The sequence below is a fragment of the Salmonella sp. 2020_1459 genome, from assembly GCF_043847915.1.
GTDB classification, from domain to species: Bacteria; Pseudomonadota; Gammaproteobacteria; order Enterobacterales; family Enterobacteriaceae; genus Salmonella; species Salmonella enterica.
On sequence record NZ_JBCMFA010000003.1, the window covers coordinates 383,377 to 406,360 of the forward strand.

At 51.8% G+C, this 22,984-nt stretch carries 26 protein-coding genes; 12 read left to right on the top strand and 14 right to left on the bottom strand.

All coding sequences use genetic code 11. The annotated features are described in order from the left end of the window. Positions 1 to 3 precede the first annotated feature (3 nt). From speB to ACH0VJ_RS10325, 6 genes are all read right to left on the bottom strand, one after another. Positions 4 to 924, bottom strand: coding sequence for an agmatinase (gene speB, locus ACH0VJ_RS10300; RefSeq protein ID WP_000105550.1), 921 nt, complete (start codon positions 922 to 924; stop codon positions 4 to 6). A 204-nt stretch (positions 925 to 1,128) separates the two neighbouring features. Continuing rightward, positions 1,129 to 2,085, bottom strand: a complete 957-nt coding sequence (locus ACH0VJ_RS10305; RefSeq protein ID WP_077907573.1) for an alpha/beta fold hydrolase — start codon at positions 2,083 to 2,085, stop codon at positions 1,129 to 1,131. A 213-nt stretch (positions 2,086 to 2,298) separates the two neighbouring features. After that, complete coding sequence (locus ACH0VJ_RS10310) at positions 2,299 to 2,772, bottom strand: YhcH/YjgK/YiaL family protein (RefSeq protein WP_000965538.1); 474 nt, start codon at positions 2,770 to 2,772, stop codon at positions 2,299 to 2,301. Positions 2,773 to 2,810: 38 nt separating this feature from the next. After that, positions 2,811 to 3,818, bottom strand: coding sequence for an Ldh family oxidoreductase (locus tag ACH0VJ_RS10315; protein WP_000104231.1), 1,008 nt, complete (start codon positions 3,816 to 3,818; stop codon positions 2,811 to 2,813). Positions 3,819 to 3,831: 13 nt separating this feature from the next. Continuing rightward, positions 3,832 to 4,848 carry a zinc-binding alcohol dehydrogenase family protein gene (locus ACH0VJ_RS10320; protein WP_000853913.1) on the bottom strand — a complete coding sequence of 339 codons (1,017 nt, stop codon included), beginning with the start codon at positions 4,846 to 4,848 and terminating at the stop codon, positions 3,832 to 3,834. 2 nt (positions 4,849 to 4,850) lie between these two features. Beyond that, entirely contained in the window at positions 4,851 to 6,323 is a 1,473-nt protein-coding gene (locus tag ACH0VJ_RS10325) for a mannitol dehydrogenase family protein (RefSeq protein ID WP_000379534.1), read from the bottom strand. An 838-nt stretch (positions 6,324 to 7,161) separates the two neighbouring features. Between ACH0VJ_RS10325 and ACH0VJ_RS10330 the strand changes: the two genes are divergently transcribed. Further along, on the top strand, positions 7,162 to 7,239 hold the full coding sequence (locus ACH0VJ_RS10330) for a hypothetical protein (protein ID WP_023228383.1): 78 nt from the start codon (positions 7,162 to 7,164) through the stop codon (positions 7,237 to 7,239). A gap of 314 nt (positions 7,240 to 7,553) precedes the next feature. Here the strand turns inward: ACH0VJ_RS10330 and ACH0VJ_RS10335 are convergent, their stop codons facing one another. The 6 genes from ACH0VJ_RS10335 to ACH0VJ_RS10360 all read right to left on the bottom strand — a co-directional run bounded on the left by ACH0VJ_RS10335 (position 7,554) and on the right by ACH0VJ_RS10360 (position 12,094). Next, positions 7,554 to 8,354 carry a FadR/GntR family transcriptional regulator gene (locus ACH0VJ_RS10335; protein WP_001576357.1) on the bottom strand — a complete coding sequence of 267 codons (801 nt, stop codon included), beginning with the start codon at positions 8,352 to 8,354 and terminating at the stop codon, positions 7,554 to 7,556. 153 nt (positions 8,355 to 8,507) lie between these two features. Continuing rightward, positions 8,508 to 9,239: a hypothetical protein gene (locus ACH0VJ_RS10340; protein ID WP_000032794.1), complete on the bottom strand. Its 732-nt coding sequence runs from the start codon at positions 9,237 to 9,239 to the stop codon at positions 8,508 to 8,510. Positions 9,240 to 9,383: 144 nt separating this feature from the next. Continuing rightward, a complete protein-coding gene (gene speA, locus ACH0VJ_RS10345) occupies positions 9,384 to 11,360 on the bottom strand; it encodes a biosynthetic arginine decarboxylase (RefSeq protein ID WP_001278580.1) in 1,977 nt (658 codons plus the stop codon). An 8-nt stretch (positions 11,361 to 11,368) separates the two neighbouring features. Further along, positions 11,369 to 11,500 carry an acid stress response protein YqgB gene (gene yqgB / locus ACH0VJ_RS10350; RefSeq protein ID WP_000729109.1) on the bottom strand — a complete coding sequence of 44 codons (132 nt, stop codon included), beginning with the start codon at positions 11,498 to 11,500 and terminating at the stop codon, positions 11,369 to 11,371. Positions 11,501 to 11,585: 85 nt separating this feature from the next. Further along, positions 11,586 to 11,735 (bottom strand): hypothetical protein, encoded by a 150-nt coding sequence (locus tag ACH0VJ_RS10355; RefSeq protein ID WP_001751809.1) that lies wholly within the window; start codon positions 11,733 to 11,735, stop codon positions 11,586 to 11,588. 59 nt (positions 11,736 to 11,794) lie between these two features. Beyond that, positions 11,795 to 12,094, bottom strand: a complete 300-nt coding sequence (locus tag ACH0VJ_RS10360) for a hypothetical protein (protein WP_023196414.1) — start codon at positions 12,092 to 12,094, stop codon at positions 11,795 to 11,797. Positions 12,095 to 12,149: 55 nt separating this feature from the next. Here ACH0VJ_RS10360 and metK point away from each other — a divergent pair, with 55 nt between their 5' ends. The 8 genes from metK to ruvX all read left to right on the top strand — a co-directional run bounded on the left by metK (position 12,150) and on the right by ruvX (position 19,540). Then, positions 12,150 to 13,304, top strand: coding sequence for a methionine adenosyltransferase (metK, locus tag ACH0VJ_RS10365; protein ID WP_001062140.1), 1,155 nt, complete (start codon positions 12,150 to 12,152; stop codon positions 13,302 to 13,304). A gap of 492 nt (positions 13,305 to 13,796) precedes the next feature. Then, a complete protein-coding gene (gene galP, locus ACH0VJ_RS10370) occupies positions 13,797 to 15,191 on the top strand; it encodes a galactose/proton symporter (protein WP_001113171.1) in 1,395 nt (464 codons plus the stop codon). A gap of 78 nt (positions 15,192 to 15,269) precedes the next feature. Beyond that, positions 15,270 to 15,767, top strand: coding sequence for a SprT family zinc-dependent metalloprotease (locus ACH0VJ_RS10375; RefSeq protein WP_000856775.1), 498 nt, complete (start codon positions 15,270 to 15,272; stop codon positions 15,765 to 15,767). A 95-nt stretch (positions 15,768 to 15,862) separates the two neighbouring features. After that, positions 15,863 to 16,570 (top strand): deoxyribonuclease I, encoded by a 708-nt coding sequence (endA, locus tag ACH0VJ_RS10380; protein WP_000286133.1) that lies wholly within the window; start codon positions 15,863 to 15,865, stop codon positions 16,568 to 16,570. 76 nt (positions 16,571 to 16,646) lie between these two features. Continuing rightward, positions 16,647 to 17,378, top strand: a complete 732-nt coding sequence (rsmE, locus tag ACH0VJ_RS10385) for a 16S rRNA (uracil(1498)-N(3))-methyltransferase (protein ID WP_001222489.1) — start codon at positions 16,647 to 16,649, stop codon at positions 17,376 to 17,378. Between the two features lie 19 nt (positions 17,379 to 17,397). Next, the gene (gene gshB, locus ACH0VJ_RS10390; protein WP_000593248.1) at positions 17,398 to 18,345 is read left to right on the top strand and encodes a glutathione synthase; all 948 of its coding nucleotides are present in this window, start codon (positions 17,398 to 17,400) and stop codon (positions 18,343 to 18,345) included. Positions 18,346 to 18,560: 215 nt separating this feature from the next. Beyond that, complete coding sequence (locus tag ACH0VJ_RS10395) at positions 18,561 to 19,124, top strand: YqgE/AlgH family protein (RefSeq protein ID WP_001053173.1); 564 nt, start codon at positions 18,561 to 18,563, stop codon at positions 19,122 to 19,124. Beyond that, a complete protein-coding gene (gene ruvX / locus ACH0VJ_RS10400) occupies positions 19,124 to 19,540 on the top strand; it encodes a Holliday junction resolvase RuvX (RefSeq protein ID WP_000017096.1) in 417 nt (138 codons plus the stop codon). The genes ACH0VJ_RS10395 and ruvX overlap by 1 nt, the downstream gene beginning before the upstream one ends. Positions 19,541 to 19,586: 46 nt before the next feature. On the opposite strand, the gene ACH0VJ_RS10405 is transcribed toward ruvX, so the two are convergent. Both ACH0VJ_RS10405 and ACH0VJ_RS10410 read right to left on the bottom strand, forming a co-directional pair. Then, positions 19,587 to 20,273: an IclR family transcriptional regulator gene (locus ACH0VJ_RS10405; RefSeq protein WP_000098324.1), complete on the bottom strand. Its 687-nt coding sequence runs from the start codon at positions 20,271 to 20,273 to the stop codon at positions 19,587 to 19,589. A 132-nt stretch (positions 20,274 to 20,405) separates the two neighbouring features. Then, positions 20,406 to 21,386, bottom strand: a complete 981-nt coding sequence (locus tag ACH0VJ_RS10410) for a type IV pilus twitching motility protein PilT (protein ID WP_001055643.1) — start codon at positions 21,384 to 21,386, stop codon at positions 20,406 to 20,408. A gap of 17 nt (positions 21,387 to 21,403) precedes the next feature. On the opposite strand from ACH0VJ_RS10410, the gene ACH0VJ_RS10415 reads away from it, so the two are divergent. From ACH0VJ_RS10415 to yggU, 3 genes are read left to right on the top strand one after another with little or no spacing between them, the layout of a single operon-like run. After that, positions 21,404 to 22,108: a YggS family pyridoxal phosphate-dependent enzyme gene (locus tag ACH0VJ_RS10415; RefSeq protein WP_000997812.1), complete on the top strand. Its 705-nt coding sequence runs from the start codon at positions 21,404 to 21,406 to the stop codon at positions 22,106 to 22,108. A gap of 18 nt (positions 22,109 to 22,126) precedes the next feature. Continuing rightward, positions 22,127 to 22,693 carry a YggT family protein gene (locus tag ACH0VJ_RS10420; RefSeq protein WP_001094848.1) on the top strand — a complete coding sequence of 189 codons (567 nt, stop codon included), beginning with the start codon at positions 22,127 to 22,129 and terminating at the stop codon, positions 22,691 to 22,693. After that, positions 22,690 to 22,980, top strand: a complete 291-nt coding sequence (gene yggU / locus ACH0VJ_RS10425; protein WP_001277205.1) for a DUF167 family protein YggU — start codon at positions 22,690 to 22,692, stop codon at positions 22,978 to 22,980. Before ACH0VJ_RS10420 ends, yggU begins: the two co-directional genes overlap by 4 nt. The last annotated feature ends 4 nt before the right edge of the window (positions 22,981 to 22,984 follow it).

Here is a 22,984-nt window from a genome sequence, read left to right on the forward strand (position 1 = left end):
AACTTACTCGCCTTTCTTCGCCGCCTGGATATAGAGCATTTCTAATGCCAGCGTCGCGGCCGCCAGAGCGGTGATCTCCGACTGATCGTAAGCCGGCGCGACTTCCACTACATCCATACCGACAATGTTCAGATCTTTCAGACCGCGTACCAGTTTAATGGCGCGATCGGAGGTCAAACCGCCGATCACCGGCGTACCGGTGCCAGGCGCAAACGCCGGGTCCAGACAGTCGATATCAAAGGTCAGATAGACCGGCATATCGCCAACGATCTGTTTCACCTGAGCGAGGATATCATCCACGCCGCGATCGTTGACCTGGCAGGCATCCAGCACGGTAAAGCCATTGTCTTTGTCAAACTCAGTGCGAATACCGATCTGTACCGAATGATGCGGATCGATCAGGCCTTCTTTCGGCGCGGTGTAAAACATCGTGCCGTGATCGAATTCGCAGCCGTTAGCGTAGGTATCGGTATGCGCATCAAAATGTACCAGCGCCATTTTGCCAAAATGTTTCGCGTGGGCGCGCAGCAGCGGCAGCGTGACGAAGTGGTCGCCGCCGAAAGAGAGCATACGCTTGCCTGCAGACAGCAGTTTTTCAGCGTGCGCCTGTAATTTTTCACTCATCTCACGGGCATCGCCAAACGCATACACCAAATCGCCGCAGTCCACGACGTTCAGGCGCTCGCGCATGTCAAAATTCCACGGGAAACGGTGATGTTCCCAGGCGAGGTTGGTCGACACCTGACGGATCGCCGCCGGGCCATGACGACCGCCAGCGCGACCGGACGTTGCCATATCAAACGGTACGCCAGTGATCACCCAGTCGGCATCGCTGTCATACGGCTGGAAGTTCATTGGCAGACGTAAAAAACCAAACGCATTAGAAACCAGTGAGTTATCGTACTGATGACCTAAGGTGCTCATGGCAAAAACCTCTTCTTAGTCAATATAAAAAAACCCTCCCGCGTCGTTAGGCCCGACGAGGAAGGGTTTGAATTTGTTTACGGCTCAAAGTTTACTCTGACAGACCGCATTATTGAAGTCAGTTTAGCCAGGTACAGTAGACAACGCCCGAAAAAAATATATATCCAGCGCAAATCAGTAGGCTCATACGTCCATCGCGGCCAGTTAAGAGGTCTTAGGGATTTGCCGCTGTAAAAACTCAAGCACTAATGCGTAAAACAGCGGTGTTTTCCCCGGCGTCTGGAAAATGGCGTGACCGCTACCGGGAATGAGGGTCATCTCCGCCTGAGGCAGCAGCCGGTACAGCTCGGTAACTTCTTCAACGGTGAAAAATTCATCCCGGTCGCCGTCCAGTAATAGCACAGGAATGTGGATTTTTTTCACCTCTTCTTCCGCCAGCGATGTGGGCGTTGTCCACATTGGCCAGACACCTTTGAGGAACGTGCGCCAGTAGTCTTTTTGCTCTGGATGATGCATGTTCTGATAAAATTTAACCATCCCGGGCGCATCCGAAGCCATTTTATCCAGATCGCGATCCGTCAATTGCCCCTGAGGCATTCCTTTACCATAAAAAATTTCCATCCCCTGCATGTAATGGGTCGTAGCAAAGCGATGCGTTGCGCCGCCGACGATAGCAGCGCGCGCTAGATCCGGGTATCGGCTGGCTAACTTCAGAACGACCATGCCGCCATCGCTGTAACCCATCACCAGCGGTTTTTCCAGCTTCAGCGCTTTAACAAAAGCCGCCATATCTTCCGCCATCAGATCATAGCTAAACGTTCCTTGCGGGTTATTCGTCAATCCATGTCCACGACTGTCCGGCATGATGACGCGAAAATATCGAGATGCCTCTTTCGCTAATCCCTGCCAACTTTTCGCCGTCAGACCACCACCGTGAATCAACAGCAGCGGAGGCCCCTCGCCCTCTTCAACGTAATGAATTTTGATACCATTCGCTTCCACAAATTTATCTTTGTCCATCGTTGTTGCTGAAGCATTTATTAAAAATATAATATTGATAATAAAAATAAATGCGAATTTAAAAATATGATTCATAACACCTCGCCAATCACTTTCCGTGTAAAAGACCATATTATTCAGATTGAACAAAAATAACATCAAAATCGATTTGTATCATTTTCACTTATTTACCGGGGAGACCCCGTAGCCTCTTTTTACAGAACGTAAAAAGCCTTTCCGCGATTAGCCCCAACGCGAAAAGGCTCTGAAGTCAGAAAAGTGCCACCTTATTCATTCTGGCTGTAATTCAGGATGACTTGAAGGTCTCTTCCTGAATTGCATTTAGCGCTTTCTTTATTCCTTCGCCTGACAAGACTAGCTTGACTCGCTAAATGCCGTGGCCGGAATTTTCACAATCGCTTTTTTAACCGGCGCAGGTTTACCACGCGTACAAAGTGGACGGTGGACCTGGTTGGGATAAAAAAGCGCGAAATCGCCAGGATTTAATGTAACGAACTGCTCATTAGCGACACATTCAGGAAAGATGATGTCATCAGGAAGATGCTCAAGCTCCTTTATCCTGGTATCAATTTTGTTGGAATAGCCAATCTCCTCATAACCGCTTAGTAAAATCTGAACATCGATATATTTTTTATGAAGTTCAGCTTTGCGGTTTAACGAAGAGTGTGTTTCTCCTTCGCTTATCATAAGAAATGACTCCGGGAAAGAAAGTTCATATCTACCAGCAGGCTGATCTTCAGCTATCTTCACCGCTTCGATGATAAGTTTTTTAATAATGTGGTTAACGTAAGGTAATAAAGTAAGCTGCTCTATATTTCCATATAGCATACTATAGTTATCCTAAATAATGGTCGTGATTATAATTATCAGCCAATCAGGTACTGGTAAATACCTTCAGCCACAGGAATACCTTCTTTTAAACATTTTTCTTTATAGGCGATTTGCGGATCGTTTGGCGCCAGCACTTTATCAACACCGGGCATCGGTTTTACAGCCCTTAGCTCATTGACCATTGTGCTCATTATTGAGGAAAACAGCGGATTGCCCAACATCTGCGGATCAATAACGATAACCAGACTCGCTAACTTGCGCATCTTGTCATAGTCGCCATACATCCGAACAATATGGTTGCTAAAGTTTGCCCCCATCAGGACGCCCGTGAGCGCATCAATCGCCAGGGCAATACCAGAACCTTTGTGTCCGCCAAAGGGCAGCAGATTTTCAATTTTATGCGGATCGGTAGTGATATGTCCCTCTTTATCCAGCGCCAGGCCATGACCTATTGGTTTCCCGGTTTCTTTGGCGTGCAGAATTTTACCAAACGCAATGGCGCTGGTCGCCATATCGACGATCATCGGATGGCTGTCTTTAACGGGGAAGCCGAAGGCGATTGGGTTAGTCCCCAGAAAGCGCTCCGCGCCGCCATACGGCGCAACGCAGGTATCCGTTTGCGTCATGGCGATAGCCACCATTCCCTGGCTTGTCGCCTGCTCAATAAACCACGAGAGCGCGCCACAGTGGGACGTATTTTTGACGCTGACGAAGCCCAGCCCCGTCTCTCTTGCCAGACTAATAGCGTGGTCTGTCGCCTTTATCAGCGCGCAGTGCCCCATTCCATCATCAGAGTCCAGAATAGCGACAGAAGGCGAAATCTGTTCGATGCTGAATGTTGCTTTTGGATTGAGCCCGCCTGCGTTCAGGCGGGTACAATAGTGCTCTACGCGAATAACGCCGTGGGAGTGAACGCCGGTAATATCGGCATGAACCAAAACGTCGGCTACCTGCTGCGCCGTTTGCGCGTCAAGACCCGCCTGGGTGAGTTTATTAAACGCCAGCGCTTTCAATTCATTTTCTTTGACTAATATTGTTGACATAACTATCCCGCTATTAAAATTTGATAACGCCTTTAACCAATTTTTTGTTTTCTACCACGTTCTTCTGGTACTGGTTGCCGAACGTATAGAAATCGAATTCCTGGTTTTTCATCATTGTTTCGCTAATAGCGCCCTGAGCCATTAGCTCAATGACACATTCGAAGTCTTCCCGCGTCGCGTTACGGCTGCTCAATAGCGTGGTCTCTTTTTTATGGAAGGTCGGATCGTCAATGACGAGCTCGCCGATATACAGCCCGATGAAGACGATTTTTCCGCCGTGACGAATCAGATCGACAGCGCGGCTCATGGAGGATTTATTGCCGGTGGCATCAAGCACAGTGCCGGCTAATTCACCGGAGAAACAGGCTTTCAGCGCATCAATATAGTCGTCTGACGACGGATCGAGCGTTGCAACGCCTACCTTTTCGGCGACCAGACGACGGCGTTCGGCGTCAATATCAGCTACCGCGACGCGAGCGCCTTTGGCTTTTGCTATCGCGGCGGCGGCCAGCCCAATCGGCCCGGCGCCGACCACCACAATGTTTTGCTGCGGCTTCACGTCAGCGCGGCGTACTGCATGGGCGCTGATGGCGAAACACTCAACCAGCGCGCCCGCGCTGTCGGTGAGGTTATCCGACAGTTCAACCAGATTTTGTTCACGAACGGCCAGATATTCGCTAAAGCCGCCGTCCTGGTGAACGCCATACAGCGAGACGTTCTCACAGCAGTTGGTTTTTCCTTCCCGGCAGGCTGCGCAAGCGCCGCAAGGAATACAGGGAATAACGCTATAGCGTTGGCCGACCTTCGCCGTGCTGCACGATTTACCCAACATTTCTGCCACGCCGCAAATTTCATGACCCAGCACGCGCGGATAGGCAAAAAAGGGCTGGCGACCGGCAAACGCATGGATATCGGTGCCGCAAATACCAACCGCTTTAATTTTTAACAGTACTTCATCGTCTTTTAAATGAGGAATATCCCTTTCAATGTATTCGATATTTCCCGGATTATTACAGATAAGCGTTTTCATACTTAACCCTTTGAAGATAAACGGTGAATGGTGGCCGTGACGCCATGTAATTCAATATGGTTAAAGGCCTGCTGAATGTTGTTTAAAAAGTCTGCGTTGTCGCTGACCAGCGTTCCAAAGATGCTATTTATCTGCAGCAAAGACAGCGCTTGTTCCCATCGCGTGTTTTTATTTTTAATAGCCGCATTGAAGGTATCATTGAGCGGGTCGGCCACGCTCTGCCCCTGAGAGAGCGTATTAATGACGTAATGGAGCCAGCCCGCAATCAGCGTCGCCAACGCCCTGCCCTTAACGCCGCGCGCCTGGAGCGTCAGATAAGGATCGACGGCCCGCTGAGGCAGCTTCTGAGAACCGTCCATCGCAATCTGTCCGGTCTTATGTTTAATATTCGGGTTGCTGAATCGCTCAATGAGCAACTGCGCATATTGATGTACATCTACCGCCAAATTCGGGCGCAGCGATTTTGCCTGCTCTTCCGTCATTAAATGATGTACGGCGGTTTTAAAAGCGTCGTCTTCCATGCACTGATAGATAAACTCATATCCGGCCAGGCTGCCGTTATAGGCGAGAAACGAATGGCTGCCATTCAGCATACGAAGTTTCATTTCTTCATAGGGAAGCACGTCCGAGACGAACATCGCCCCTGCTTTATCCCAGTCAGGACGACCGGCAACGAAATTATCTTCGATAACCCACTGACGGAAATCCTCGCATACGATGCCGCAGGGATCGGCAAAACCGATCTGGTCTTTAATCATGTCAAATTGCTCTGGCGTCATTGCCGGCACGATGCGATCGACCATGGTGCCAGGAAAGGTGACATGCTTCGCTATCCAGGCCGCCAGTTGCGGATCAAGATTATCGGCAAACGTAACGATCGCCGTTTTGGTCAAATGACCGTTTTCCGGAATGTTATCGCACGACAGTACACTAAACGGGGGAAGCCCTTGCTGGCGGCGTATCCGTAGCGCTTCGACGATCAGTCCGAGTGCTGACCGGGGATGTTCAGGATCGGCAAGATCGTGTTTGATGAGCGGATGGCTGAGATCGAGCGTTCTGGACCGCGGATCGGTGCAGTAACCTTTTTCCGTTATCGTCAACGAAACAATTTTTACCTGCGGCTCAGTTAGCTTCTCGATCGCCGCCTGAATACCTGACTTCGGCGTATGCAACGCGCCGGTGACGGTACGAACCAGGCGACTATTGATGGCGCTGGCTGACGTTTCCACCACTGAAAACAGCCCCTGTTGCGCATTTAGCGCATCCACCAGCTCCGCATCGCCGAACAGATTCAGTTCAAAAATCCCCCAGCGGTTGCCGGTTATCTCATTCGTGAGATCGTTATAAACAGCCTGATGACCACGGTGAAAGGCGCCAAATCCAATATGTACGATGTTGGCTTCCATTCCCTGACGTGAATAAGTCGTTTTGAATTGGTGCCTTGCGGCGTCTAACTGGCGAGCTATGGTGTCCATGAATTTTTCCCACTCCTGCTTTGTTTACCAATTCTGCTTAAACACCATACCAAAATCCGTGAATATGATCACACTCATGGCACCAGATTCTTTACCCTGGTATGCTGACTAATAGCCAATGAACAAAAATAATTTATTTATCAAATAGTTACAAAAGCACTTCTCAGGATAAATTTTACGATTCACAAAAGCGTGATTTTGATTAGAAAAATCGGCCACGAATTGGCATACCACCCATACAACCAGCAATCATTAAACACCATGAAAAACAATATCTTATTGAATAACACCCCGCTACAAGCGTATATGTCACGCATGATTGGTTCAATAATCACCCGAAATACAGCAAACCAAACCTGATAATTTGTCTAGTGAATTAATGAACTCAATTTATTATCAGCATCAACGTTAACCTAAGAACATCAGTTACGGTTTTGATCATCCGGGTCGCTGCTAAAGCGATGAGGAGTAAGCCGCCTTTAGACGTAATTGGCAAATTAATCCATTGATTGAACACAGGAAAAAATTGATGAAGACGCAGATTAGGTACGTTGAAACAAAGCTTTCAAAGCCCCTCAGGCCGAGGTCTTAGTTGACGCGAAACATGGCATAATAGCCATTTCGAACTGGTAACCACGACGATTACGCTGGAAGACGGTTCAACTGGCACCGGATATTCCTATACCGGCGGAAAGGGTGGGTATGCAATTAAAGCGATGATCGACCACGATCTTGCCCCGGTACTGTCAGGGAAAGAGGCGCTGCGATTGACGATATCTATGACTTTATGGAATAGCATATTCACTATGTGGGTCGCGGAGGCATCGCATCGTTTGCGATGTCTGCGGTGGATATCGCCCTTTGGGATTTGAAAGGCAAACGTGAAAAACTGCCGCTGTGGAAAATGGCTGGTTGAAGGCGGCGCGTCTGTCGACGAATGGCGGTCGTTTGGTATGCTCGCTCGGTATGCAGGAATTACACGTCAGACTGGTTTCCGCATTCGAGACTGGCTGACTGGAGGTTCACAGTTTCCCGATCGATCAATATACCAAACATCCGCTGGTGGTCGACAATTATCGCGCCGTGGCACCGGACACCTACGGCATTGGCGTAGAGTTTGACTGGGATAAGCTGAGCGTTTACGAAGCCTGATTCCCTCTCTCCGGGTTTGTTTTTGGCGGCAGGCCCGGTTAATCGCTGACAAAAATGTCATCCGCCTGAAAATAGCCGTCAGGTGGCGAAGAAAAAATCATCAAAATCTTCCAGCGAATCATCCTGTTGGAAGATTTTTACCAGCTCATTTTTACTGTTTTCAAGATGGGTCCACGAAGCCTGTCTGGCCTGCTCAGCATCGCGTTTTTGCAATGCAAGGAAGATACTACGGTGATCTTCCACCCATTTCATTCTTAACTCTTTCTTATGTAAATACTTATAGTTTAACTGCTTCCAGCGCGGATTTTCGGTCCTGACAGCCCGCCACAGCTCGGCAGATTGTTTCATTAATACACGATTTTGCGTGGATTCCGCGATGATATTGTGGAACTGGCGATCCAGTTCTTCAAATTTGTCGCTGTCGCCGCCAATCTGCTTTTCCTGCTGCTCAATAATACGTTTAAGCTGCTTAAGTTCATTAAATCTTATCTGCGTAGCGGCAAAACCGGTGATGTTGCTTTCGATGACCTGCCGGGCCTGTAGCAATTCAAAGGGGCCAATGTCTGAGTAAGGCAAGAGCGCTTTTTGATTGATTTTCTCCAGACTATCAATAAAGTAAGTGCCTGCGCCTTGCTTAACCTCTACCACTCCCTTCAGCTCAAGCATAATAATCGCCTCACGAATCGTCGTGCGGCTGGTTTGAAAACGCTCGCTGAGTTCTCTCTCCGCCGGAAGTCGCTCGCCAGCTTTAAATACCCCTGAATAGAGTAGTTCTTCTATTTGCAGCCCTATATCAAAATAGCGCCGCTTGGTTAAAATTTGTTCCATGCACATACCTATGTAGACAGCAATTGCTCCACTTGAGGGTAGTGTAAACAAATCCTAATGTTTATGGTAAACAATTTCCCTGCCAGAGAGTGGTCGTTTCTTTCCCGCAACCTACGGCTATGCGCGTCACACAGTCCTTCCCCACCAGACTCGGCAGGAAAGGCGCTGATTCCCATAACGCATATTTGACGTTTGATGCCGGGTTTATTTGCGGCAGGGCGGCGGCGCATACCCGTTATTGTCCGCCGGGAAAGCCTGCGAGGAACAAGGCGGTTGCGTATTTGTTGCTTTACCCTGCAATGCAAAAGCGGCAAAGCCAATGACGCCGATGTTGCGTACATCGCCCTGAGCGGAGTGGGCCGCATAAGCGTCAGCTACGTCGGCGAACTGGAATGCCGCCTCAGTGTGTTTATCTTTGCGAAACCCTTTAATCGCCAGTGAATCGCCGGCGTTAACAATATAGCCATGATGATTCAGCGAGCCTGCTTTTCCGTTCAACACGTCCAGGCCATCAACCGTTGCGACGATTTCGTAATTGGTATCATGACTGTAATTACGGATATATAACTGATAGTTCATCCCTGATCTTGCAGGAATACTATATTGCCATTGTCCCATTGATGCGTTGTAGCGACGAGTAATTGGAATCGAATTAAAATTCGCGTCGCGCACAGCATATTCAAGATCGCTGATACGTATACTATAAACTTTATCGTAACCTGACGGATATTGAGTGGAGTAATTTATTATCACCATTTCGGCAGGTTCTCGATCGGCACGTTCTACCGAAACGCTTTGTACCGATGAATGCACGTCGCCGCCCCAGGCGGTGCCGACGTCGGATGAAGAGCCATTATTAGATTGCATTCCGCTGGAACAACCGCCTAACAGCAAAAACAAGCCAACAATGACGGCATTAAATTTAAATTTGCTCATACCTAACCCCCTTTTTAATTATTAGGGGGATTGTAGGCCCATAAAATTACATAGAGAAGCGGCACCGCTGATAATTAAGAATTTATAAAATATAAAAGGGTCGATTTAAATAATTAAATCGACCCACAAGCGGAATACTCTTAATTACTCATCTTCAAGATAAGTATAACCGTACAGTCCCGCTTCAAATTCCTCAAGGAACTGCTGCTGCAACGCATCGTCCAGATCCGTCTGTTTTACCTGGTCGCGGAAATGCGTTAACAGCGTTTTTGGATCCAGTTGCACATATTGCAGCATATCCGCAACGGTATCGCCTTCGTCCGACAGTTCAACCTCGACGCTACCATCCGGGAAGACAAACACGTCAACCGCTTCAGTATCGCCAAACAGGTTGTGCATGTTACCGAGGATCTCCTGATAGGCGCCGACCATAAAGAAGCCGAGCATCGGTGGATTCTCTGGATCGTATTCCGGCATCGGCATCGTCGTGGCGATACCGTCGCCATCGATATAGTGGTCAATAGCGCCATCGGAATCACAGGTTATATCCAGCAGCACGGCACGACGTTCCGGTACCTGATCTAACCCTTCCAGCGGCAGCACCGGAAAGAGCTGATCGATTCCCCACGCGTCCGGCATCGACTGGAACAGCGAGAAGTTGACGTACATTTTGTCCGCCATCCGCTCTTGCAGTTCGTCGATAATCGGGCGATGCGCACGGTTTTGCGGGTCCAGTTGCTTCTGCACTTCATGGCACATGCTGAGATAAAGTTGCTCCGCCCAGGCGCGCTCCTGCAAACTAAACGCGCCGGAAGAGTAGCCGATATGAATATCGTGCAGATCCATTTGGCTATCATGCAGCCACTCACGCAGCGAGCGGCGGGTGCCAGGTTTATGCATCTCCTGCCAGGTTTCCCACAGATTTTGCAGCGCGCGCGGCGCATCTTCAGCAGGGGCAGTCGGATCCGTGTATTCGTTACGCTCCACGCCGATAATGTTAGAGACCAGTACCGTATGGTGCGCAGTGACGGCGCGGCCAGACTCGGTAATCACCGTCGGATGCGGTAAACCATGCTCTTCGCAGGCATCGCCAATCGCCCAGATGATGTTATTGGCATATTCGTTCAGGCCATAGTTCACCGAACAGTCGGACTGCGAGCGGGTACCTTCATAATCCACGCCCAGACCGCCGCCCACGTCGAAGCACTGGATATTCACGCCCAGCTTATGCAGCTCAACATAGAAACGCGCGGACTCGCGCACGCCGGTCGCGATATCGCGAATGTTCGCCATCTGCGATCCCAGGTGGAAGTGCAACAGTTGCAAACTGTCCAGGCGCCCGGCGTCACGCAGGGTCTCCACCAGTTGCAGCACCTGGGTTGCCGCCAGGCCGAATTTTGATTTTTCGCCGCCAGAGGATTGCCACTTACCGGACCCCTGAGAGGCCAGACGCGCACGCACGCCCAGGCGAGGAACCACATTCAGGCGCTCGGCCTCTTCCAGCACAATCGCGATTTCAGACATCTTTTCGATGACCAGATAAACCTTATGGCCCATCTTCTCGCCAATCAGCGCCAGCCGAATGTATTCACGGTCTTTATAACCATTACAGACGATCACGCTACGGGTCATGCCGGCATGCGCCAGCACCGCCATCAATTCCGCTTTTGACCCCGCTTCCAGCCCCAACGGTTCACCGGAATGGATAAGGGACTCGATCACGCGGCGATGCTGATTGACCTTAATCGGATAAACGAGGAAGTAGTCGCCGTTATAACCGTAAGATTCACGCGCACGCTTAAACGCCGCGTTAATTGAACGCAAACGGTGTTGCAGGATCTGCGGGAAGCAGAACAGCGCCGGCAGACGCTGACCTTGCGCTTCGCGCGCTTTCACCAGTTTGGCAAGATCGACACGCGCTTCCGGTACGTCGGGATCGGGGCATACGCTAATATGGCCCAGCTCGTTGACGTCGTAGTAGTTATTGCCCCACCAGGCAATATTGTAAGTGCGCAGCATCTTGCTGGCTTCCTGGGAGCTCATTGCAACCTCCTGCATGGAGCGTAGTACACCCTGTTCGCCTGCTGACGAAGGCGAACCCATAGACATGTCGTCAGACATAGCGAACCTCAATTTTTATTAGCAAGTGTAAAACAGTTGACTACTATCGCAATCCGAAGACGCGATAACAACCCATAGACAAGCGGATTTTCCAGCAGATAGCGCTGATGCTCCGCCTGCGCGACCGGTTTCTTTTTCATATCATTGTAAACACGTAACCGAACTCACAGATAACGGTTCGGCGAAACCACGAGAAAACTCTTGCGTTAACAAGAGCGCCCTTGTTCAGTCTTCAGCGCCATTGCCGGCTCTGGAATCCTGAGAAGCGCCGAGATGGGTATAACATCGGCAGGTATGCAAAGCAGAGATGCAGATTGCGGGGGACATGCGCGCACCAGAACGATGCGACAGATTCAGCAGAATACAACGGTTCATTATCTCGTATCACCTCCACGGCCGCCTCGTAAGACGAACCCACAAGCCAAAGCAACGTTTTAACCCGGCTGGAAGTGGCGACACGAAGAAAACGTCGTGTGCTTTTGTATGAGCCGCGCGTCGCGTTTTATACCCAGAACGCAGAAAAAAAGCAAAGCATAAATGCGCATAATGTCAGCATTATCAGAAACGTTTATCGCCTGATTTTGACCGACATTGCGACGGCCTTCAAAAAAAGCTGGAAATTGGGCGAAGAAGTGACCTAAAATAGCCGTCCAGATGTTAATCCATCCATACTGATTAACACTCAGACTGCCAGTGTCAGTAACCTTCAGACTCATGGTAGAATCTTCTGTCATGACTATTCCGCACAACAGTTTGAGCTAACTAAATTCTCCTTAGGTGAAATTAAATATGGCAAAACACCTTTTTACGTCTGAGTCCGTATCAGAAGGGCATCCTGACAAAATCGCAGACCAAATCTCTGATGCCGTGTTGGACGCTATCCTGCAACAGGATCCGAAAGCACGCGTCGCCTGTGAAACCTACGTTAAAACCGGCATGGTTTTAGTTGGCGGTGAGATCACCACCAGCGCCTGGGTCGATATCGAAGAGATTACCCGTAATACGGTGCGCGAAATTGGCTATGTGCATTCCGACATGGGCTTTGACGCCAACTCTTGCGCGGTACTGAGCGCAATTGGCAAACAGTCTCCGGATATCAACCAGGGCGTTGACCGCGCAGACCCGCTGGAACAAGGCGCGGGCGACCAGGGCCTGATGTTTGGCTACGCGACAAATGAAACCGACGTACTGATGCCTGCGCCAATCACCTACGCGCACCGTCTGGTACAGCGTCAGGCTGAAGTGCGTAAAAATGGCACCCTGCCATGGTTGCGTCCGGATGCAAAAAGCCAGGTCACTTTCCAGTATGACGACGGCAAAATCGTCGGTATCGACGCCGTAGTTCTCTCTACGCAGCACGCAGAAGATATCGACCAAAAATCGCTGCAAGAAGCGGTGATGGAAGAGATCATCAAACCCATTCTGCCGTCTGAATGGTTAAATACGTCCACTAAGTTTTTTATCAACCCAACCGGGCGTTTTGTTATCGGCGGCCCGATGGGCGATTGTGGTCTGACCGGTCGTAAGATCATCGTTGATACCTACGGCGGTATGGCGCGTCACGGCGGCGGCGCCTTCTCCGGTAAAGATCCGTCTAAAGTTGACCGTTCTGCAGCTTACGCTGCGCGTTATGTCGCGAAAAACATCGTGGCGGCAGGTCTGGCGGATCGCTGTGAAATCCAGGTCTCCTACGCTATCGGCGTAGCGGAGCCGACGTCCATCATGGTGGAAACGTTCGGTACTGAAAAAGTGCCTGCTGAACAGTTGATTCTGCTGGTACGCGAATTCTTCGACCTGCGCCCGTACGGCTTGATTCAGATGCTGGATCTGCTGCACCCGATCTACAAAGAAACTGCGGCTTACGGCCACTTCGGTCGCGAAAACTTCCCATGGGAAAAAACCGACAAAGCGCAACTGCTGCGCGATGCTGCCGGTCTGAAATAATCGCCCGCGCCTGACGCTGTTTTTCAGTCAGGTAAACCATACCGTACTTATCAAGGCCAGCGCCCTGCTGGCCTTTATCATTGCTGATACACGCAACGTTATCAGATATTCCAGCGTGAATTTATACTGACCTTTTTGTGATGCGCAGCACAATCCACTTTCCCCTTTCGTTTCTTCGACTACACTTTTTATCATTCAGTTTCAGTCATCATGAAAGCGGTTACATTCATTTTCATTAAGAACTGACCGCCTCACTATCGGTATGCTAATTCTGCGATGAAAATATTACATAATTTTTCAACTTTGTCTGAATACCAGGCGATTGATATGGTTATAAGATTATTAAAACTATTATTTTTCAGATAATTAAATAATCACCGAGATAAATAGTAGTGTAAACGATTACACCATTGTGATTAGCCTCACATCTTTTTACGGCGTACTCACCTACTCTTAACATCGATAAAATTGCTAACCCAACCGGAGGGCATAATGCCTGACAATAAAAAACAAGGGCGTTCCAACAAGGCCATGACATTTTTTGTCTGCTTTCTTGCAGCCCTGGCAGGATTACTTTTTGGCCTGGATATCGGCGTTATCGCCGGTGCTTTACCCTTCATTACCGACGAGTTTCAGATTACCGCACACACTCAGGAATGGGTGGTCAGCTCCATGATGTTTGGCGCGGCCGTCGGCGCTGTCGGCAGCGGCTGGCTCTCCTTTAAGCTGGGCCGTAAAAAAAGCCTGATGATCGGCGCTATCCTGTTCGTCGCCGGTTCGCTGTTCTCCGCTGCGGCGCCTAACGTTGAAGTCCTGATTATTTCTCGCGTGCTGCTGGGTCTGGCCGTCGGCGTCGCTTCCTACACTGCACCGTTGTACCTGTCCGAGATCGCGCCGGAAAAAATTCGCGGCAGTATGATCTCAATGTACCAACTCATGATCACCATCGGGATTCTGGGCGCTTATCTGTCCGATACCGCGTTCAGCTACAGCGGCGCATGGCGCTGGATGCTCGGCGTGATCATCATCCCGGCCATTCTGCTGCTGATCGGCGTCTTCTTCCTGCCGGACAGCCCGCGCTGGTTTGCGGCGAAACGCCGTTTCCATGATGCTGAACGCGTCCTGTTGCGCCTGCGTGACACCAGTGCGGAAGCAAAACGTGAGCTCGATGAAATTCGCGAAAGTTTGCAGGTTAAACAGAGCGGTTGGGCGCTGTTCAAAGAGAACAGCAACTTCCGCCGCGCCGTGTTTCTTGGCATTTTGTTGCAGGTCATGCAGCAATTTACCGGGATGAACGTCATCATGTATTACGCGCCGAAAATCTTCGAACTGGCGGGGTACACGAATACCACGGAGCAGATGTGGGGCACCGTTATTGTTGGTCTGACTAACGTGCTGGCAACCTTCATCGCTATCGGCCTGGTTGACCGCTGGGGCCGCAAGCCGACCCTGACGCTGGGCTTCCTGGTCATGGCGATTGGTATGGGGATTCTGGGTACGATGATGCACATCGGCATCCATTCGCCGTCTGCGCAATACTTCGCTATCGCTATGCTGCTGATGTTCATCATTGGATTTGCGATGAGCGCTGGTCCGCTGATTTGGGTACTGTGCTCCGAAATCCAGCCGCTGAAAGGCCGCGATTTCGGCATCACCTGCTCCACCGCGACCAACTGGATCGCCAATATGATCGTCGGCGCAACGTTCCTGACCATGCTGAACAATCTGGGTAACGCCAACACCTTCTGGGTCTACGCTGGCCTGAACGTGCTGTTTATCCTGCTGACCCTGTGGCTGGTGCCGGAAACCAAACACGTTTCGCTGGAACACATTGAACGTAACCTGATGAAAGGTCGTAAACTGCGCGAAATCGGCGCCCACGACTAATCCCTCCACGCTTCCTCCTGCCACAGGAGGAAGCGTTTTTCTTGCAGTCCCTCTTCCGTCGCACTATTCTCTGCCGCTATGAAAACCCCTCGTCTCCCTATCGCTATCCAGCAGGCCGTGATGCGCCGTCTGCGGGAAAATCTCGCCCAGGCGAACCTCAAGCTCGATAGACATTATCCGGAGCCGAAACTGGTGTATACGCAACGCGGCACCTCGGCGGGCACCGCCTGGCTGGAGAGCTACGAAATCCGCCTCAACCCGGTGTTACTGCTGGAAAACATCGACACCTTTATAGCAGAGGTCGTACCGCATGAACTGGCGCATCTGTTGGTGTGGAAGCACTTCGGACGCAAGGCTCCGCATGGCAAGGAATGGAAGTGGATGATGGAAAGCGTGCTGGGCGTTCCGGCCAGACGTACTCATCAATTTGCGCTGCAATCCGTACGGCGCAATACCTTTCCCTACCATTGCCAATGCCAGCAACATCAACTCACCGTCCGCCGTCATAACCGCGTAGTACGCGGCGAAGCGGTTTATCGTTGCGTTCACTGCGGCGAACCACTGGTCGCCGGGTAGTTTCCCGAAACGTCCGGGAACTTTCCTGAGCGGACTGATTGCATACAGACACAACTTTCGTTACGTTGCGGGCTCGTTTTGCTATGGAGTGTGCAATGTACCGTAATTTCTCTTTTGCCGCTGTGTTGCTGGCCGCAGCGTTTTCAGGCCAGGCCCTGGCCGATGGCATTAACAATTTTTCTCAGGCCAAAGCGGCGAGCGTCAAAGTCAATGCCGACGCGCCCGGCAGCTTTTACTGCGGGTGCCAAATCCGCTGGCAGGGTAAAAAAGGCGTCGTAGACCTGGAGTCCTGCGGCTATAAGGTGCGTAAAAACGAGAATCGCGCCAGACGCATTGAGTGGGAGCACGTTGTCCCCGCCTGGCAATTCGGTCATCAGCGCCAGTGCTGGCAGGACGGCGGGCGAAAAAACTGCGCTAAAGACCCGGTCTACCGCAAAATGGAAAGCGATATGCATAACCTGCAACCCGCGATTGGCGAAGTGAATGGCGATCGCGGCAACTTTATGTATAGCCAGTGGAACGGCGGCGAAGGTCAGTACGGGCAGTGCGCCATGAAAGTGGATTTCAAAGCGAAGCTCGCCGAGCCGCCCGCCCGCGCCCGTGGCGCAATCGCCCGCACTTATTTTTATATGCGCGACCAATACCAACTGAAACTTTCCCGCCAACAAACGCAGCTTTTTAACGTCTGGGATAAGCAGTACCCCGTTACCGCCTGGGAGTGCGAGCGCGATGCGCGTATCGCGAAGGTCCAGGGTAATCATAATCCCTATGTGCAACGCGCTTGCCAGGCGCGAAAGAGCTAACCTACACTAGCGGGATTCTTGTTAACCCATGCCCTGGATAGCCAAACGCCGGGGCCATGACGCGGATTTTTTTATTATGCGTATTCCCCGCATTTATCACCCTGAATTGTTGACGTCCGGTACGCAGATTTCGTTATGCGAAGATGCGGCCAACCATATTGGTCGTGTACTGCGCATGGGACCGGGACAAGCGTTACAGCTGTTTGACGGCAGTAATCAGGTATTCGATGCTGAAATCATTAGCGCCAGTAAGAAAAGCGTTGAAGTGCAAGTGATGAAAGGCGAAATCGACGATCGTGAATCGCCGCTGCATATCCATCTGGGCCAGGTGATGTCGCGCGGTGAAAAAATGGAATTTACTATCCAGAAATCGATCGAACTGGGTGTAAGCCTCATTACGCCACTGTTCTCTGAGCGCTGCGGCGTTAAACTGGATAGTGAACGTCTGAACAAAAAGCGCCAGCAGTGGCAAAAGATCGCCATCGCCGCCTGCGAACAATGCGGGCGTAACCGGGTGCCGGAAATTCGCCCGCCGATGGCGCTGGAAGCCTGGTGCGCCGAGCAAGATTCCGGGCTGAAGCTCAATCTTCATCCGCGCGCCCATGCCAGCATCAACACTCTGCCGCTGCCGGTTGAACGCGTCCGACTGCTGATCGGCCCGGAAGGCGGGCTGTCGGCGGACGAAATCGCGATGACCGCGCGCTATCAGTTTACTGATATTCTGTTAGGACCTCGCGTTCTGCGTACTGAGACAACCGCGCTCACCGCCATTACCGCGCTACAGGTGCGTTTTGGCGACTTAGGATGAAGCGTTAACGGAGAAAATAATGATCAAGCTCGGCATCGTGATGGACCCCATCGCACACATCAACATCAAGAAAGACACCAGTTTCGCTATGCTGCTGGAAGCCCAACGTCGTGGTTATGAACTTCATTATATGGAGATGGCCGACCTTTATCTGATTAACGGCGAAGCCCGCGCCCGCACGCGAACGTTGAGCGTGGAGCAAAATTACGATAAATGGTACGAGTTCGGCAGCGAGCAGGAGATTAAACTCGCCGATCTGGACGTCATTTTGATGCGCAAAGATCCGCCGTTTGATACCGAGTTTATTTATGCGACCTATATTCTGGAACGCGCTGAAGAAGAAGGGACGCTGATCGTCAACAAACCGCAAAGCCTGCGCGACTGTAATGAAAAACTGTATACTGCCTGGTTTGCCGACCTGACCCCGGAAACGCTGGTAACGCGCAATAAAGCGCAGCTCAAAGCGTTTTGGGAAAAACACGGCGATATCATTATGAAACCGCTGGACGGTATGGGCGGCGCGTCCATTTTCCGCGTTAAGGAAGGCGATCCTAACATAGGCGTTATTGCCGAAACGCTGACCGAGCTGGGCAACCGCTACTGCATGGCACAGAACTATTTGCCCGCTATCAAAGATGGCGATAAGCGCGTCCTGGTCGTCGACGGCGAGCCGGTGCCTTACTGCCTGGCGCGTATTCCGCAGGGCGGCGAAACCCGCGGCAACCTGGCGGCTGGTGGTCGCGGCGAACCCCGTCCGTTGAGCGAAAGCGACTGGGAAATCGCCCGCCGCGTTGGGCCAACGCTTAAAGCCAAAGGGCTTATTTTCGTCGGTCTGGATATTATCGGCGACCGCTTAACGGAAATTAACGTGACCAGCCCAACCTGCGTGCGTGAAATTGAAGCGGAATACCCGATCTCTATCACCGGGATGTTGATGGACGCCATCGAAGCGCGTCTGGCGAAGTAAAGGTTTATTGCCCGGTGGCGTGCGCTTACCGGGCCTGAGCAATCACGCCGCCCCGGTCGGATAAGGCGGCGCATCAGCGTCGCTATCCGGCAATCTATTGCCCGATAAGGCCGCCGTCCTTTGGCAAAAGACGGCTTATATGAGTGACAACCGTCCGCTTTCCCCACATACTGAACGCTGTCGTTTTTTTGAACCAGGAAACAGAACCTCTGACAATGAATTTACAGCATCACTTTCTTATTGCCATGCCTGCGCTCCAGGACCCGATTTTCCGCCGTTCCGTGGTGTATATTTGCGAGCACAACCAGGACGGCGCTATGGGGATTATTGTTAATAAGCCTTTGGAAAATCTGCAAATTGAAGGGATTCTGGAAAAACTAAAAATTACGCCGGAACCGCGCGATTCGTCAATTCGTCTTGATAAAGCCGTGATGCTCGGCGGCCCGCTGGCGGAAGATCGCGGATTTATTCTCCATACTCCGCCGTCACGTTTCGCCTCCAGCATTCGTATCTCAGACAATACCGTGATTACCACCTCCCGCGATGTGCTGGAAACGTTAGGTACCCAACAACAGCCTTCCGATGTGCTGGTCGCGCTGGGCTACGCCTCCTGGGATAAAGGCCAGCTTGAACAAGAGTTGCTTGATAACGCCTGGCTTACCGCGCCCGCCGATCTCAATATTTTGTTCAAAACACCCATTGCCGAGCGCTGGCGCGAAGCGGCAAAACTTATTGGCATTGATATTCTGACCATGCCTGGCGTTGCGGGGCACGCCTGATGAGCGGCACCTTACTGGCCTTTGACTTCGGCACAAAAAGCATCGGCGTTGCAATAGGACAACGCATTACCGGCACCGCCCGTCCGCTTCCGGCAATCAAAGCACAGGACGGCACGCCCGACTGGACGCTCATTGAACGTTTGCTGAAAGAGTGGCAGCCGGACGAAATTATTGTCGGGCTACCGCTCAATATGGATGGCACTGAACAGCCGCTGACGGCGCGCGCACGTAAATTCGCCAACCGTATTCATGGGCGTTTCGGGGTAACTGTCACGCTGCACGATGAACGACTCAGCACCGTTGAAGCACGCTCCGGTCTGTTTGAACGAGGTGGGTATCGCGCACTGAACAAAGGCAAAGTGGACTCGGCCTCCGCCGTGATTATCCTCGAAAGCTATTTTGAACAGGGGTATTAAAGCCGTTTTTGTCAGCAGGCGGATAACGCGGTCACGGTTGCCAGGCTTACTGGGCAATAAGCTGGTTTAATGCCTTCAACGCCTGTAAACGCGCAGCCGCCTCCGCCTCATCAATCCGCCACATTCCCGCAAAGGCCAGCGCTGCGGCGTGCTTGTCTAGCGGTTGCGCCATAGAAACTTCACCATCAGCGTGATGCCACAGCACGTATCCCCGCTGGCGCTGCTGCGCCACATGCGGCGCCAGATTACGCCACTGCTCCGGAGTAAAACGCTGCATTAGCGCCTCATCGCTTTCTGCCGCCAGTAACGCCACTCCTGTTACCGACTGCCAGGCCGGGCACATGCGAAACCCCGCCAGCGCCTGACTTCCCTGCGAACCCGGCGTAGAGTGATAAATATAGATAATCTGGTCTTCCCATAGCACGCCTAATGCCACCACGATGTCTTTGGGCGCATGGCGTTCAAGGATAGGCAACGCATGGGAGAACAGCGCTGAACCACGAATCGCCTGCGCCGCCAAAGCATGAATGCCTGGCCCGGGTAAATAGCGTCGGTGCTCATCCTGCATCGTGAGTCCAATAGAGGCCATCGTCATTAACAGGCGATTAACGCGCGTGGTATTAATATCCATCAGCCGGGCAAGCTCGCGACATCCGATAGCACGGTCGCTGGAAACCAGATATTGCAGACAGCGAATGCCATCTATCAGGCTTTGATTCGGTTGTGATGACATCGTTAAATGGCTTCGCTGTGGTTTTAACAAAGCTGCGATTTTAACGCCGGTTCGCCAGGATACAAGCCTGCATGCCGTTCAATCCACCGCGCCAGTCAACACTTTCCTCCCCCCCCTACGCCGCCATCTTCGCTACAGCCGTCCCTGCACCTGACGCCATTGCGCGCTCTGGGCGAATGTCATCATCCCCTGCTGCTGCCCGGTTTGTATCACGTGGGCCAACTGATGGAGTTTGCCTTCACGGATCAAATTCCCTGTGGCTGGCGTATTAATCAGTAATTCAAACAACGCCACGCGCCCATCCTGTCTGTCGACCTCCAGTTTTTGTGATAGTACGGCGCGCAGACTACCCGCCAGTTGGCTGCGTACCGGTTCTTTTTCCTGCGCCGGAAAACTATCCACTAATCTTTCCACCGCCTGCGCCGCACCGCGAGTATGCAGGGTTGCCAGTACCAGATGCCCCGTTTCCGCCGCCGTCAGCGCCAGGCGAATGGTCTCGCTGTCACGCAGCTCTCCCAGTAAAATGACATCGGGATCTTCACGTAACGCCGCGCGCAGCCCGGCGGCAAAAGTGGCGCAATGCTGGCCGATTTCCCGCTGCTGTATCAGGCAACGCTTGCTGGTGTAACGGTACTCAATAGGATCTTCCAGCGTCAGGATGTGTTTATCGGCATGTTGATTAAGATGTCCCACCATCGCCGCCAGCGTAGTGGATTTCCCGCAGCCAGTAGCGCCAGTGACCAGAATCAGTCCGTTCTCGCTGGCAAGCAGTGCGGGTACTATCGGCGGCGTCTGGATTTCCGCCAGATCAGGACAACGCTCGGGCAATAGCCGTAGCGCCAGCGACGTTCCCTGTTGATGTGTGAACGCACTGGCGCGCAGGCGCCGCGTGCCAGACAGCGAGACGGCGAAATCAAGCTGGCCGTGCGTTCGCCACTGATATTGTTGCGCATCATTAAGCCAATCAAGCAGAAGCCTGTCGACATCAGGCGCGGTAAAAGGCGCGTTCTCCATGCGTCCTTGTTTGCGCCATCGCGCAGGCCAGGCGTTACACAGGTGTAGATCCGAGACGTTATGCTTTACACTAAGCGTCACAATTTCTTCCATATTCATATAAACATCCTCGGAAAATGAACGATATCGCGCATAACCTGGCATACATCCGGGACAAAATCTCCGCCGCGGCGACGCGTTGCGGCCGCTCTTCAGAAGAAGTTACGTTGCTTGCAGTGAGTAAAACCAAACCTGCGAGCGACATCGCAGAAGCCATTGCCGCCGGACAACGGGCATTTGGTGAAAATTATGTACAAGAGGGGGTGGAAAAAATCCGCCACTTTCAGGAAGCGAAAGTGGAAGGCCTGCACTGGCACTTTATTGGCCCTTTACAGTCCAACAAAAGTCGGCTGGTGGCCGAGCATTTTGACTGGTGTCATACCATCGATCGCCTGCGTATCGCCTCGCGGCTGAGCGAACAGCGTCCGGATAATCTGCCGGCGCTAAATGTTCTGATCCAAATTAATATCAGCGATGAAAACAGCAAATCAGGCATTCCACTGGCGGAACTGGATGAGCTGGCCGCTGCGGTGGCTACACTGCCGCGTCTGCGGCTTCGCGGACTGATGGCGATCCCGGCGCCAGAGTCAGATTATGTAAGGCAGTTTGAAGTCGCACGTCAAATGGCTGTAGCATTTGCCGGGCTGAAAGCGCGCTACCCTGACGTTGATACCTTATCTCTGGGTATGAGCGACGATATGGAAGCCGCGATTGCGGCAGGTAGCACAATGGTGCGCATCGGCACCGCTATCTTTGGTGCTCGTGATTACACAAAAAATTAAGGAAAACTGAGGAACGCCATGAATACGTTGACCTTCCTGCTCTCAACGGTAATTGAGCTGTATACCATGGTGCTATTATTGCGCGTGTGGATGCAGTGGGCCCGCTGTGACTTTTACAACCCTTTCTCCCAGTTCGTGGTGAAAATTACGCAGCCCATCATCGGACCGCTGCGTCGTATTATCCCGCCAATGGGGCCGATTGACAGCGCTTCCCTGCTGGTGGCGTTTATTCTTAGCGTTATTAAGGCGATAGTGCTGTTTAAGGTCATTACGTTTCAGGCGATTATCTGGATTGCCGCAGTGCTTATCTTGCTTAAAACAATCGGCCTGCTGATCTTCTGGGTGCTGCTGGTCATGGCTATCATGAGCTGGGTGAGCCAGGGTCGTAGCCCGATTGAATATGTATTGATTCAGCTTGCCGAGCCGCTGCTCAGCCCGATTCGCCGTATACTGCCTGCGATGGGCGGCATCGACTTCTCGCCGATGGTTCTGGTGCTGCTGCTGTATGTCGTTAATATGGGGATCGCTGAAGTCTTACAAGCGACAGGCAACATGTTGCTGCCGGGGCTGTGGATGGCGCTATGAGTGCTGTGACTCGCTGCGAAGACGGTCTGGTGTTACGGCTTTATATTCAGCCGAAAGCCAGCCGCGACAGTATTGTGGGCTTACATGGCGACGAGGTGAAAGTCGCCATTACTGCCCCGCCGGTTGACGGTCAGGCAAACAGCCATCTGACCAAGTTTCTTGGTAAACAGTTTCGCGTGGCGAAAAGTCAGATCGTCATCGAAAAAGGCGAGCTGGGCCGTCACAAACAGGTAAAAATTATTCACCCGCAACAGATCCCGCCGGAAATTGCGGCGTTAACTGAGTAGGTAT

Excerpts from the sequence above, each read along its gene's own strand:
- speB (WP_000105550.1), bottom strand. The coding sequence starts at position 924 with ATGAGCACCTTAGGTCATCAGTACGATAACTCACTGGTTTCTAATGCG.
- ACH0VJ_RS10310 (WP_000965538.1), bottom strand. The coding sequence starts at position 2,772 with ATGCTATATGGAAATATAGAGCAGCTTACTTTATTACCTTACGTTAAC.
- ACH0VJ_RS10315 (WP_000104231.1), bottom strand. The coding sequence starts at position 3,818 with ATGTCAACAATATTAGTCAAAGAAAATGAATTGAAAGCGCTGGCGTTT.
- ACH0VJ_RS10320 (WP_000853913.1), bottom strand. The coding sequence starts at position 4,848 with ATGAAAACGCTTATCTGTAATAATCCGGGAAATATCGAATACATTGAA.
- ACH0VJ_RS10325 (WP_000379534.1), bottom strand. The coding sequence starts at position 6,323 with ATGGACACCATAGCTCGCCAGTTAGACGCCGCAAGGCACCAATTCAAA.
- ACH0VJ_RS10330 (WP_023228383.1), top strand. The coding sequence starts at position 7,162 with ATGTCTGCGGTGGATATCGCCCTTTGGGATTTGAAAGGCAAACGTGAA.
- ACH0VJ_RS10340 (WP_000032794.1), bottom strand. The coding sequence starts at position 9,239 with ATGAGCAAATTTAAATTTAATGCCGTCATTGTTGGCTTGTTTTTGCTG.
- speA (WP_001278580.1), bottom strand. The coding sequence starts at position 11,360 with ATGTCTGACGACATGTCTATGGGTTCGCCTTCGTCAGCAGGCGAACAG.
- yqgB (WP_000729109.1), bottom strand. The coding sequence starts at position 11,500 with ATGAAAAAGAAACCGGTCGCGCAGGCGGAGCATCAGCGCTATCTGCTG.
- ACH0VJ_RS10355 (WP_001751809.1), bottom strand. The coding sequence starts at position 11,735 with ATGAACCGTTGTATTCTGCTGAATCTGTCGCATCGTTCTGGTGCGCGC.
- ACH0VJ_RS10360 (WP_023196414.1), bottom strand. The coding sequence starts at position 12,094 with ATGACAGAAGATTCTACCATGAGTCTGAAGGTTACTGACACTGGCAGT.
- metK (WP_001062140.1), top strand. The coding sequence starts at position 12,150 with ATGGCAAAACACCTTTTTACGTCTGAGTCCGTATCAGAAGGGCATCCT.
- galP (WP_001113171.1), top strand. The coding sequence starts at position 13,797 with ATGCCTGACAATAAAAAACAAGGGCGTTCCAACAAGGCCATGACATTT.
- ACH0VJ_RS10375 (WP_000856775.1), top strand. The coding sequence starts at position 15,270 with ATGAAAACCCCTCGTCTCCCTATCGCTATCCAGCAGGCCGTGATGCGC.
- endA (WP_000286133.1), top strand. The coding sequence starts at position 15,863 with ATGTACCGTAATTTCTCTTTTGCCGCTGTGTTGCTGGCCGCAGCGTTT.
- rsmE (WP_001222489.1), top strand. The coding sequence starts at position 16,647 with ATGCGTATTCCCCGCATTTATCACCCTGAATTGTTGACGTCCGGTACG.
- gshB (WP_000593248.1), top strand. The coding sequence starts at position 17,398 with ATGATCAAGCTCGGCATCGTGATGGACCCCATCGCACACATCAACATC.
- ACH0VJ_RS10395 (WP_001053173.1), top strand. The coding sequence starts at position 18,561 with ATGAATTTACAGCATCACTTTCTTATTGCCATGCCTGCGCTCCAGGAC.
- ruvX (WP_000017096.1), top strand. The coding sequence starts at position 19,124 with ATGAGCGGCACCTTACTGGCCTTTGACTTCGGCACAAAAAGCATCGGC.
- ACH0VJ_RS10405 (WP_000098324.1), bottom strand. The coding sequence starts at position 20,273 with ATGTCATCACAACCGAATCAAAGCCTGATAGATGGCATTCGCTGTCTG.
- ACH0VJ_RS10410 (WP_001055643.1), bottom strand. The coding sequence starts at position 21,386 with ATGAATATGGAAGAAATTGTGACGCTTAGTGTAAAGCATAACGTCTCG.
- ACH0VJ_RS10415 (WP_000997812.1), top strand. The coding sequence starts at position 21,404 with ATGAACGATATCGCGCATAACCTGGCATACATCCGGGACAAAATCTCC.
- ACH0VJ_RS10420 (WP_001094848.1), top strand. The coding sequence starts at position 22,127 with ATGAATACGTTGACCTTCCTGCTCTCAACGGTAATTGAGCTGTATACC.
- yggU (WP_001277205.1), top strand. The coding sequence starts at position 22,690 with ATGAGTGCTGTGACTCGCTGCGAAGACGGTCTGGTGTTACGGCTTTAT.